Genomic DNA, 11,852 nt, shown 5'->3' with positions numbered 1-11,852 from the left:
CTTATATTGGTCGGAACTCGGCGCGGCAATACAATCAGCGACGCACGTGAGATGAGAAGGGTTTTCACATCAAACTTGTTATGAATTAGGTATCCACCCCAATAAATGAAGTCGTTTCGGTTGATTAGAGTGTCTGTGTCGCATTGAACGGCCTCGACTTCTGCACAGCGTTTGAAGTCTGAAGCCGCCGGTCTTTTTCAGGTACGGCCCATACTGGCAATTGGCCTGAAAGGCGCGGATTCCCAAGAAGTTGATATCAACAAAAGCACAGTTGATTTCGACTACCTTCCCAAGCTGGCCAACCCGACGTTTTTTTATGACATTTGATCCCGCGCTGAGCTATCGTTGGGAGATGGACAACCGCTTTACTAGCTTGCAGGTTACATTGGGAATGCGCACAGGTGAGGCCCTCAGGCGCGCCAGTCAGGTCTTTATAAAGCCGGGGATATACGCAGGTGGCAATCGACCGGTCGATTTCTCGTTACAGGTTGGGTACAATGTTATGAACTCTTCGTCACGACGATTGGTCAGTTCAGCTGTGTGCTGAAAGAACAAGGATAGTAAGATGACAATACAGGCCCGGATTAATCGCATGTTGTCGGCAACGGCGATGATGATTTACGCTGTGTCCGCACCGGCATGGGCGCAGGATGTTACACTGATCAGCAATGTAAATATTTTTGACGGTGTGAACGAAGCACTCATTGAAAACGCCAACGTCGTGATCACGGACAACCTGATCACATCGATTTCGACTGAGCCCCTCGCAGTGGCTGGTGGAACCGTCATTGACGGCGGTGGCCGCACATTGATGCCCGGCCTGATCGACGTGCATTGGCACACACTTTACTGCTGCAATCCCCAGAGTGTCGTTGCAACGGGAGATATTCTGGAAGTTGCCGTTCGGGGCGCCATGGGTTCCGAAGGCACCTTGATGCGCGGCTTCACATCCGTACGCGATGTCGGTGGTAATTCCTTCGCGATCAAGCGAATGATCGATGCAGGCGAAATTGAAGGCCCCCGCATCCTGCCTTCCGGTCCTCCCGTAACCCAGACTGGTGGGCATTTCGACTATCGGCCCTATCAGGCGGTGCCGAGCAATTCCGCGGATTCGCAATGGTACTGGTACAGCGTCGGGCTGATGGCGCAGGCTGATGGCGTGCCGGAGGTAATCAAGCGCGCGCGTGAGATCATGCGCATGGGCGCGACCCAGCTTAAGATTTCCACGGGCGGCGGTGTATCTTCCACTTATGACCCATTGGATGTGCGTCAGTATACCAAGGCTGAAATCGAGGCCTTCGTGGAAGTGGCCGATACATACAACACTTATGTCGCCTCGCATGTCTTCACGGACGAGGCGGTTGAAATTGCCGTCGCCGCTGGCGTGAAGTCTATCGAACATGGCTTCCTGATGAGCCGAGAGACAATGGAACTGATGCGTGACAACGACGTCTGGCTGTCGGTACAACCCTTGCTGGATGATGAAGACGGTTTCTCTTTCGATGACCCGGTGAGCCAGCAAAAATGGATCGACGTCACGAACGGCACGGATTTCACCTACACCACCGCCAAGGAGGTCGGGGTAAAGGTGGCCTTCGGCACCGATATCCTGTTCGACCCCGCGCTGGCTGAACGTCAGGGCGCATTCCTTGCCAAGCTACAGCGTTGGTACACGCCCTATGAGGTGTTGAAGATGGCGACCTCGACCAATGCCGAACTGCTTGAACTATCCGGCCCGCGTCACCCCTATCAGCAAGGCGATCTGGGCGTGATCGCAGAAGGTGCCTATGCTGACCTGATCCTTGTCGATGGTAACCCGCTGGAAGACATTGACCTGATTGCTGATCCACATAAAAATTTCGATCTAATCATGAAAAACGGCGTCATCTACAAAAACGAAATGGAGTGATCCTTCAATCCGGCTTGAGATGGCTGCAGAAAACTCAGAAAACGGGCTCTGATTTTTTCACCAACACCCCTATCGGCCGTGTAGGATCACATCAACTGTGACTGTGCGGCTCTAAAAAGCCAGCAGAAGAAGTAGGAGAAGTTCAAGTGGCGCTGGGAAACCCTAAGCTATTTATAGGTGCGATTGCCTTAATGGCATTGGGCATGTCTGCGGCAGCCGAGCGCCCGGCCATCAATTGGACAGAACTTGTGGGCCCACAGTCAGTTGTTGAAGACCCTTTCGCTGAATTAGCGCCTGAACAACTGGATGCGCTGAGGATAATACTCAGGTTTGAGACCTCTCAAGACGCATCATCAAAAAACACAACCTTCCACGAAGCACAAAAGCTACGCAGCCAGTTATCGCGCGAAGGGCTTGATGTAGACTGGCTTTTCAAACAGCGTGAGATAATCATTCAGCAGCGTCGAGCACAGTCCAACGCAGTCAATCCGGACGTTATCGGCAAGGACGTTCGCATACCGGGCTACGTGCTGCCATTGGAATTCGAAGGGCAAAAAGTGACTTCTTTCCTGCTCGTTCCTTACGCTGGCGCTTGCATCCACACACCGCCCCCGCCGGCAAATCAGATGGTGCATGTTGTTTACCCTGACGGAATTGAAGTCACGGGTCTGTTCACACCAGTGTGGGTCGAGGGGAAGATAAACGCCGAATTATCGGTTCGGGACGTTGGATTATCAGATGGCGAGTCCCGCGTTGAGGTCGGCTACAAGATGTCGCCCGAAAACGTTTCGTTGTACTGAGCTATAGCCAGTCAGGATTCCAACTCAGGTTAAGTCGTTTTGCGAAAATAGTTTTTGGCTGGATTCCGAAATCCAGTTGAGCTGGGAAAAGCTGAAATGCCTGGCACTGGCCCGCCGCCACACAGGGCCAGTTTTACGGTTTCAATGAGAGTGAAGGCGGTTGCGATGGCTGTGCCGCCGCCTTCAGAACCAGCGAACAATGTCTTCCGTCAGGGACTTTCGGACGGGTGGCTGTCTGATTTAAGGTAGAGTTGCCTCACATAATCGCTTCCTGCTTTTTGACACTAATGCAGTTTGCTTTTGGCATGCCGGCAGGCTTAGTGAACTGGGCAATCGACACATTTTTCGCACATTGAAAACGTTGTGGTTTACGCGCGAGCAGATTGGCCAAGTCATTGGCTGCCATCCAGATCAAATGGTCTTCCTCGGTCATCTGTTGGTTCGCGTCCAACCAGCTACCGTGGTCACAATGATTATAGCCGTAGCGCAAATGGGCCCCCTTCGCGGCCAGTCTTTGGGGAACAAGCGCAAAGACGAATGATGGGTTCCATGCACCAACCATGATCTCAAGCAGAATGCGCGACAACATTGACGTCGCACCCTGACTTCGCGGACCGCCGAGGCCGCTGGCATGAAGCCAGAACTCGCCGTGATAACAGACTTTCCCCGTGATCGTTTGCAGTGCTTCCGGACCTGAATAGAACGTGAGATCCGGGTCAGGCGTCGAGCCGGGCGTGATATATTTGTGGCGGTGCGTTTTGAGGTGCTGATCGAGTGAAACGCCATCAAGATCGAGAAGGCGCACGGCCTGTGTATGGATCAACTCCCCATCCGGGTTGAAACCGCAGACCCAGAAGCCATTGCCTTGGTCGATATACGAGCTGGCGACATCGAACATGGGATAAATCGGGCCGCGATTTGACAGTTGGCTCCTCAGACTGCGGAATTTGGCGAAATCATCCCCAATTTCCACACGGATTCCCATCTGTTCCAGATCGCTGAAGACTCCGCGTAGGTTCGTTATCAGTTCAAATAGTTTACTCGGTAACATCTGCATCAGACTGACCCTCTCTTCCTTGTTTGGCTCTTACGCCCACAACCGTTGGTTAACTTTGTTTAAGTGTCGATTTTCAGCGCGCCCAGTATCGCTCGGGCTTGAGAACCTTGTGTCCCGCAATTCAGGCTGTTTCTTCCCGAATGGGTGGACTGATATTCAAAACGCCGGTTCGCCGACGCCGCAACACCGTGAACAATGGAATTTTCAAATTCTACCTTAGACCGGTTTCCGACAAGGCAGTCATGCGTTTGGACAGATCGCTTTGCCGGATCAAACAGTGCGGTTTTGGCTTGTTTGTGCGCATTGGAATTCTTGGCGCATGGCGAATTCACAGATGTGTTCGAGCCATGCCCCTCCCCGATACCAGCAACTAATTTCCCTACGGCAGAATTTACGCGCGCCATGTACCGCGCGCACCAGATGCCTTCGCAAGTCTCTTCAAATCTGAGGCAAAAGCCGCGGGCTATATGATTTGACGTCGCTGACATCTTCACTCCAAAACACGATAATTCCTTTCTCTTCATATTTCGAAAAACTTTAAACAAATACGCTTAGATTTGTTTTTAGTTAACTGACCAGCTTCGGTGACTTGCCGAAAGCTCGTTGAAAACAGCCCCTGTCGGCTGTTGACGGATGTACCTATTTGATCGGCGGAATGCCGCATTCGAGAAAGTCGGTTTGGGCTCAAAACTACGGATGCTGCACACGGAAAGACTGGTCGGCCCGGTTTGCCCGTGGAGGATCTGTCCTACTCCTGGTTTTACTATTTGTGCTTGATCGCCTAAGCTCAACTCACAGGCTGGCGAGTGACGTCCACCAACTTTGATGAAGGCGTCCCGCATGGCTACCAAAACCAAGCTACATCCCCGCAATCAACACTCAGAAGGCTACGACTTCGCGCGTTTAGTCGCGCAGACGCCTGAACTTGAGGCTTTCACGACCCGCAATCCACGCGGCGAGACGACGATTGATTTCAAAGACGTGAGTGCTGTCCGCATGCTCAATCGAGCGTTGCTAAAGACGCACTACAATATTGAATTTTGGGATATCCCAAGTGGCTATCTATGCCCCCCAATTCCGGGTCGTGTCGACTATATCCACTATCTCGCGGACTTGCTTGCCGACAGCAATAACCAAGACATACCACGTGGACCTCATATCAAAGCACTAGACATCGGCACCGGCGCGAGCTTGGTGTACCCGTTGACAGGCCAGAGCGAATACGGCTGGAGCTTCACTGGCGTCGATATTGATGCGGGTGCTCTCAAATCGGCAAGGCAGATTTGTGAATTCAATAATTTGAAAATTGCCCTCAGGCGCCAAGACAACCCTGAGAATACTTTCAGCGGCGTGATCAAAGCCAAGGATGCTTTTCACCTAACCATGTGCAATCCGCCTTTTCACGCGTCCAAGGAAAAAGCGAGCAAAGGCACCCAACGCAAGTGGTCGAACCTAGGCAAAGGACACTCCGAACAGCGCAACTTTGGCGGCCAGAACGCCGAGCTTTGGTGTCCGGGCGGTGAGATCAGATTTATTGCCCGTATGGTTGAGCAGAGTACGGAGTTCGCACAGCAGTGTTTGTGGTTTACCTCATTGGTATCGAAGAAAGATAATCTGCAGCCGCTCCATAGGATTCTAGGAAAAGCGAGGGTTGCTGATTACAAAGTTGTCGAGATGGCGCAGGGGCAGAAAACCAGCCGCTTCATTGCTTGGACCTACATTAAGAAAAATCAGCGCTCCTCGTTCGCGAAAGGGGCTGAAACCTAGCAGCCCCTTTGCAGACGTTCCGTTGTGACGTTCATGCCTGTTTCGCTGACGCTGCGCCTCATGACACTGTAGATGCCCCGCTGGACCGCTCAGGGTTTGCCGCGCTCATTTTAGCCCTCCAGCGGCATGTAGATATCGGTCAGCAAATCGGCAGGCGCCGTGTTGGTGGGATCATTGAGGTAGTGCTCGAATGACGGAGCATCGCGCAACGATTCCTGGCTGGACGATAGCCACGGGCCGTAAACGTAGCGATAGGCTTCGGCCAGGCCAGCGTAAGGGCCCTTGAAGTGAAGTACAGCGTATCGACCACCAGTTAATTGAACCTCTTCAAGACCATCGGGGATTGCCCCACCCTCCCATAACACACCGGCATGGCTGCGAAGATCTTCCGTGGGGGTCACCTCAGGATTGTCATAATAGACACCGGCCATGCCCCGGGTCTGGGGCCAGTGATTGCCGGTTGAGATGATCGTGGCAACCTTTTGGTAGGCCACGCTGCCTTCGGCATAATCTCCGCGATGGGACAAAGCGGCGAGGCGTTTGTCAGATGTGGTCTGGATGTCGACGTCGAACACGTTGGAAACTCCTTGTGGGTTGGGATGGGGCGCCATGCCGGGAAAACCGGCATTTCGGAAGGCTGTGGGGGTCTGGCCGTAGATGTCCTTAAAGGTGCGGGAAAAACTGCGGTCGTTGGAATACCCGACATGGGCCGCAATCTGAGCAATGGGCAGGTCGGTACGAAGAAGAAGCATGGTGGCCTTATGCATGCGAACGGACCGGATGATCTGCGCGGGCGACGCCCCCATGATCGCGGTGAAGACCCGGTGCCAATGGAACCGTGACATTGCGGCCACGTCCGCAAGTTGGTCCAGCGACAGATCATCCGCCGCTTGGGTGTGGATGTAGTCAATGACCCGCAGAATGCGGTCCATGTGGGGGTGGGGTTTGGGTGCGTTGTTGCTCATAGGGAAACCATAACAGCGACCATATGCACAAATCTTGCTGAATTACGCAGGCGGAGGGAATCCTTCCGAAAAGTCCACGATGTTGGTCCAAAGCTGCTGCAAGATGAACGAACGACAGGTCTAGAGATGGTGCCATGGCTGGGTTTGCCATCTAGCGGACGTCTGATTTGAGCCGTTCACAACGGTGCATCGCTGGCCCAAAGTCGATGATACCGCAAGGCGGAAAATGGCTGGAAAGAGCCCATCCTGACCGATGATAGGCCGTGCGCGAACGTCAGCTTCGAACAACGGTGACAGCGGCATAAACGACGATCCATGCAAAGAAGGCCGTCAGAAGCCGCGTCATGGTTGTTTCCCCATAAAAACGGAAATGGTTTCAAAATAGCCGGGTAGGATCGCTGCAAGCGCCGTTTTGCTTTTATCGGTCAGCGCCAGACGGTGCGCGCGTGAATCCTCGGGATCGTCACGGCGGGCGAGCAGATCGTCTTTCAGTAGCGAGGTCACAGTCCGGTGCAGTACTGGTTTGGAAACGTCCAGGCGTTGATTGATTTCACTTTGACGAAGACTGTCTGTTTCTGGTTCGCGGTCTATCACAATGAGGATATGGAATTTCAACTGTGAAAGGTTGTGGCTATTAAAGTAGGCATCCAATAGGCGCTCCAGCTGGCTCGCCTCTCGCATCATCGAGAGTGCACGCGCCACGGCATCCACGTCGCCCACGCCAGTCGCTGATACGTAGCCGTCGATCATCATCCGCGTGGGCAATTCCCGAAGAAAGAACATGTTAATCTAAACTGTGCAGTGGCAGGATGCGAGGTGGTTCGGCCAGCCATCCTTCGTAAGATTTGAAGATCGCGGCTGTGTAGGGTTGAGCATGGTGCTGATCGAGCGCATCCTGATCTTGCCATTCTTCGAAAAGATACAGCGTGTCCTGACCCGGTGCCTCGAACAGCTCGAACGAACGGCAGCCTTCTTCCGCGCGAGTCTGGTTCAGAATTTCGATGATAGCTTGCTGAGCATCCTTGAAATGTTCAGGCTTCGGCTTGATTTCAGCGAAGACGAATAGCGAGTTTGACATCTGTTATTTCCTCATTTGTTATCATGATAACTAATAAGTGAGATTGTTAATGTCAATTAGACGGCAAAATACTCTTGAGCTTTCGTTCTCCGAGATGACAGATCTTCCCAAAAAGCACCTTTTGTTGATCGGCTCAAAGAAGCGGATATTGATGTAAGTGCGACGAAGGTCGGCAAAGTTCGCGGCTCCGGGCTGCAATCGAGAAATTGAGGATTCCGCTAAAAGGCGGCTTTGGATCGATCCGCACCAGTTTGACCTTCCCAAGGGTGAGATGCAGGGTGAAGCGTAGTTTAACGCTGCATTTTGGAGAGACCAAATGAACGTGGACGGAGGATGCCTTTGTGGGGCTATTACGTATCAGGCTGTTGTAGACCCCGAGCGCTGCGCGATCTGCCACTGCGAGAATTGCCAGATCAACTCGGGCACCGCGTTCGGGTGGGTCGTGCATATCGATGATGGTCAATTCGAACTGACAAGTGGCAGGCTCAAGGTATTCGAAACAGTCGCTGACAGCGGTCGCCGCAGGTGTTTAAGCTTTTGCGGTGATTGCGGAACGCGCATACATGCACAGACGCCGGACGAGCCCGGCACGTTCTTTGGCCTCAGGGTCGGAACTGCACGCCAACGCCATCTGCTCGCGCCGAAACAACAGGTTTGGTGCCGGTCTTCGCATACATGGGTGTTCGATCTCCCAATGATCACGCGAAATGAAATGCAAGGTCGTTAAGAACAGCAGTACAAAGAGGACATACCCGCCCGAACTTGCCAATATCAAATCACTCCGGCACAGCGAGCGGCAGCGATGCGGGCATCGACCGCAGCATCGAGAACCAACTTCGAACAGCGGCTTTGGACCGATTCTATTAAGGAAGCTTTGTGTCGTAATTCCCCATTTTCAGAAGGGCGCGTCGGTAAAATACAAGCGGCATTCATTTTTTGCATCAGGAGTATACCACCGATCCCCATGTTTGGATCTTTATTGCCGCATACCCCGGCGTTGCCTTTTGCGCGTGCCGCGATCTGAAATCCCAGACGTTTGCCCCTAAACGAACGTCCGCAGGGCCCAAAGATATGAACCCGCGGCCGCCCGGACGGCGACAAACCCACTATTCTGCGAGCGGCGCGCATGGGGTGCTGCTCCCAAAATTATATGCCCATGCGCAATAACCTTAAGCATGGGCAGCCGTTCGTCAGTGAAAGGTGAATTCAAGTTGATCCTACCCCCAACGCGACGCTCATTTAAATGTAGAGTTCTCTCAATCCTGCTCAGCTGCCCTAAATGGAAAGCAAAACTGAGTAAGTCTTTTCGGGATGTTCCAATTCATGATCATTTATCCAAAGCCTCAGATGAAGGCCGTGACGGCAGATGTAATCGCGCCAAACAACAACTTCTACATCTTTACGGTTCGTTGCGACTCCCTCTTGGACTGCAATACATGGGCTAATCAAAACTTACCCCTTCAGCGATATTCTATCGTTTGAAAACACGTTATTGATAACTCCTTTACCTGTGAACGATGTAACCAAAATATGGACTAAAAATTTCTCAGTTTATGTGCGGAAGTATTATTCAGTTGATCTGTCCCGCTTTCGTGCCGCTCCTATTAACCATTTATGCAGCCTTTGCTTCGAAGGCCAAGGGGCTTTTCCAGCCGGCTGCTGAGCGGTGCCTGCGCGGATTGTAACAGCCGTTCGGGCGCAAGGTTTTCTGACAATCGTGAAAACAGTATTGGCCGCCGCACTCGGAGTGGTGCCCTCTCGGCAGATTGCTGTGCAACCGACTGCCGGGTAACAAATGCGTCCCCTCGGCGGTGACCATAGCTCCCCAAAGACAGATCGAACCGCTCACGCATGTGCGCAAGCACCACAGTATCTTTCGCAGGCTTTGGCTGAGCGGACGTTTGCGGAACGCTCGAAATGGCAGCGGACCGCTCATAAGTTCGAGGAGGTGCCAAACCATTTGACCCGTCTGATGGAAGCTCCTATTCGAGATTTACCGGGGGCGCTTTGCAGCTGAGATGTACCCTTAGAACCTGAACCAGATAATGCTGGCGGAGGGAGGACACAGAGCATGAAATCGGCTTTCCTGTTCACCTTTTGTCGTCAAGAAAGACGCCCGAAAGTGCATGAATTGAGTACTGCTCGCAAGAATAGCTGGTTTACTGACCTGCACAACAAAGAGCTGCGACTGGCCTTTATATTCCACCAAAATCGACACGAATGTATCCCGGCACTCTATCACAGTCGCTTACGAGCCCTCTCCTTGGAGAGCTTCACAAAGCATTTCTTGGTTCGGGTCGGAATAGACCATGAAGGTAACAAATCACACGTTTCCCGAGCGTCTCCAGTGATCTCTGCCATTTTTGAAGCGGGCGGCAAAACCAGACGCAGAATATGAATTATTCGGTCAATTTACAACGTGAATTCAAATAATTGAAGCCAAAGCGCATTTAAAATCACCGCACCAAACAGCACCGTTTCGCTTATCGGAATTGCGAGTTGGATAGCAGGAATCAACAATGATAAGAAACTGGGATACCAGTCTGTGGAGCAGGATCGTTGCAAACTAGGATATTCAAAATCTTGGAAACTGTGGCGAAACACGGCCCGATTACCTTGGATGAACTCGCTCAAAAGACGGACATCAGTCGATCCGCTACCTTTCGCGGATTAAAAAGGCTGGAAGACGGTGGGTGGATAAGGCTCAGGCTGAATGGGCGCCAATATGTGCTCACATCGAGAGTCGAGCAAAGGTTGAATTCGAAAGTTGAGCCAAAGAAAGAAATCGAGCAGCTCACACCGGTTATTTCCCAGAGCATCGATTTGAAGTCGATAAGAACACGTATTTTTCAACAAGAAACGACCGTGTCAGCTGAGCTGGTCGATGACAGCATTTATAATTGCTCTGAACGATGTGATCAAATGATGGCTGCTGATTGTTGTCGCTTCCTTTTGAAGGTTCTTCAGTATGCAGGGTTTGCGGTGGGCAAACCACAGCTGGATCAGGCGCAACTTGTCAAAGCCCAAGATTTACTGGGGAAGCTTGAGCGATGTGATTTTGCAATCGTGTCTGATCATCGGTTTTTGTGGTTACCTGTTTTTTCCCGGTCCTCCGAAGTATTTCTGTTATGTCTGTCTTGTCGGAATTTTGGTCATATCGACAGTAAAGTCGGCCATAAACTTGTGGGAGATCTCAAGGAAAATGCATATGCTACAGGTCTGATAACATTTCAAAACCTGAAAACGCAGCGGCTCGGAACAAGCTCGGTTTATTGAAATGCTCTCAGCGCGATTGCCCCTGCTGCGACGAGGCAAGCAGCCCGGCATATGAACGAAAACACACCGCGCCGGATACTGTTCCGTTTTTCGGTAGCAGCGCTTAGAAACGGCACATGCGCCTCGCCGCCTCGACCGTCCCTGATGTGAAAACAATGGTTTTTGTCACTTATGTCTTTTGGGCGTGTGCTAACATCTGAATCGCCGCCTAGAAACTCATCGAAAACATGCTCACCGTTACATCGGATATTCTCAACCATGATGATCGTTCCTTTCGCTATGGTTAAGACGACTGGACGCGACCTCGTGTGTGGCCTCATTTGCTAATCTCAGGAAAGTCTTGTCCCCGTCGGGGGCAGCAGCAAACACAGCATCTAATTCATACTCGTTTGTCCGAAGACATTGGTGGACCGTTGGCAGCTTTATCACGTCAACTGCAAATGGCTGTATCCCTCCTCTAGGTGAAGCAGTGTCTGCGCTACAACACGCGGGGACCCGGTAAGCTCGCGGCCAGAAACCCTCTGTCGATGGTCCCTCCAAGGTTTCCATCAGTGATTTCTCCAAAGGAATGAGAACACCAGTTGAAAGAGCTTCACCCAAAGATAGATACCGGGTGGGATGGAGATAAACACCCAGACGATAAGGTTCATTTTCGGTTTCATCTTGGCATGTCCCTTAGATAGCTTTGCCCGAGTTCAACGGACCGGTCTGATCCGGGAAATTTCACGGATTGCGCCGATCGGGCAATTTTGGCATTTCGGATTTTGGGATGGCGGTTGCCACGGTTTCCGAAGCTCAGTTCCGCTTCGGAAACACAAGCACTCTGTGTTTTGGCTGTCGGTGGTATTTTGCCAATTGCCGACACTACAGAGAAGTGTGACAGCGTTGCGTTATGCGTTCAGGCGCTATCAGTAGCCCTGAGGTCGGAGCGTGCAGGTTGCCTGAACATCAACCTGTCGGTTATGATTTCGCCTAACATAAGATAGATAAGCCCCGTTTT

Annotated in this window: 9 protein-coding genes and 1 riboswitch; of the genes, 5 read left to right on the top strand and 4 right to left on the bottom strand. The window is 52.0% G+C overall.

Translation table 11 applies throughout. The features are described from left to right. The first annotated feature begins 565 nt into the window (after positions 1–565). Together RLO149_RS04310 and RLO149_RS04305 are read left to right on the top strand one after the other, a co-directional pair. Positions 566–1,909, top strand: a complete 1,344-nt coding sequence (locus RLO149_RS04310) for a metal-dependent hydrolase family protein (protein WP_013960851.1) — start codon at positions 566–568, stop codon at positions 1,907–1,909. A 146-nt stretch (positions 1,910–2,055) separates the two neighbouring features. Continuing rightward, the gene (locus RLO149_RS04305; protein WP_013960850.1) at positions 2,056–2,709 is read left to right on the top strand and encodes a DUF3299 domain-containing protein; all 654 of its coding nucleotides are present in this window, start codon (positions 2,056–2,058) and stop codon (positions 2,707–2,709) included. A gap of 256 nt (positions 2,710–2,965) precedes the next feature. On the opposite strand, the gene RLO149_RS04300 is transcribed toward RLO149_RS04305, so the two are convergent. Beyond that, on the bottom strand, positions 2,966–3,766 hold the full coding sequence (locus RLO149_RS04300) for a hypothetical protein (protein WP_013960849.1): 801 nt from the start codon (positions 3,764–3,766) through the stop codon (positions 2,966–2,968). 840 nt (positions 3,767–4,606) lie between these two features. Between RLO149_RS04300 and rlmF the strand changes: the two genes are divergently transcribed. Next, on the top strand, positions 4,607–5,533 hold the full coding sequence (rlmF, locus tag RLO149_RS04290; RefSeq protein ID WP_044025531.1) for a 23S rRNA (adenine(1618)-N(6))-methyltransferase RlmF: 927 nt from the start codon (positions 4,607–4,609) through the stop codon (positions 5,531–5,533). A gap of 110 nt (positions 5,534–5,643) precedes the next feature. Here the strand turns inward: rlmF and RLO149_RS04285 are convergent, their stop codons facing one another. The 3 genes from RLO149_RS04285 to RLO149_RS04275 form a co-directional block, all read right to left on the bottom strand. After that, a complete protein-coding gene (locus RLO149_RS04285; protein ID WP_013960846.1) occupies positions 5,644–6,498 on the bottom strand; it encodes an AraC family transcriptional regulator in 855 nt (284 codons plus the stop codon). Between the two features lie 342 nt (positions 6,499–6,840). Beyond that, positions 6,841–7,251 (bottom strand): MarR family winged helix-turn-helix transcriptional regulator, encoded by a 411-nt coding sequence (locus RLO149_RS04280; protein ID WP_201766495.1) that lies wholly within the window; start codon positions 7,249–7,251, stop codon positions 6,841–6,843. A 31-nt stretch (positions 7,252–7,282) separates the two neighbouring features. Further along, the gene (locus tag RLO149_RS04275; RefSeq protein WP_013960844.1) at positions 7,283–7,576 is read right to left on the bottom strand and encodes a putative quinol monooxygenase; all 294 of its coding nucleotides are present in this window, start codon (positions 7,574–7,576) and stop codon (positions 7,283–7,285) included. A 316-nt stretch (positions 7,577–7,892) separates the two neighbouring features. Here RLO149_RS04275 and RLO149_RS24460 point away from each other — a divergent pair, with 316 nt between their 5' ends. After that, positions 7,893–8,303, top strand: coding sequence for a GFA family protein (locus tag RLO149_RS24460; RefSeq protein WP_013960843.1), 411 nt, complete (start codon positions 7,893–7,895; stop codon positions 8,301–8,303). Positions 8,304–9,564: 1,261 nt separating this feature from the next. Then, positions 9,565–9,653: riboswitch (TPP riboswitch) on the top strand. A gap of 482 nt (positions 9,654–10,135) precedes the next feature. Further along, on the top strand, positions 10,136–10,852 hold the full coding sequence (locus tag RLO149_RS04270; RefSeq protein ID WP_281015714.1) for a winged helix-turn-helix transcriptional regulator: 717 nt from the start codon (positions 10,136–10,138) through the stop codon (positions 10,850–10,852). Positions 10,853–11,852: the final 1,000 nt, after the last annotated feature.

The sequence above is a fragment of the Roseobacter litoralis Och 149 genome (assembly GCF_000154785.2).
GTDB lineage: Bacteria > Pseudomonadota > Alphaproteobacteria > Rhodobacterales > Rhodobacteraceae > Roseobacter > Roseobacter litoralis.
This window is presented reverse-complemented; position numbering and strand designations above follow the sequence as displayed.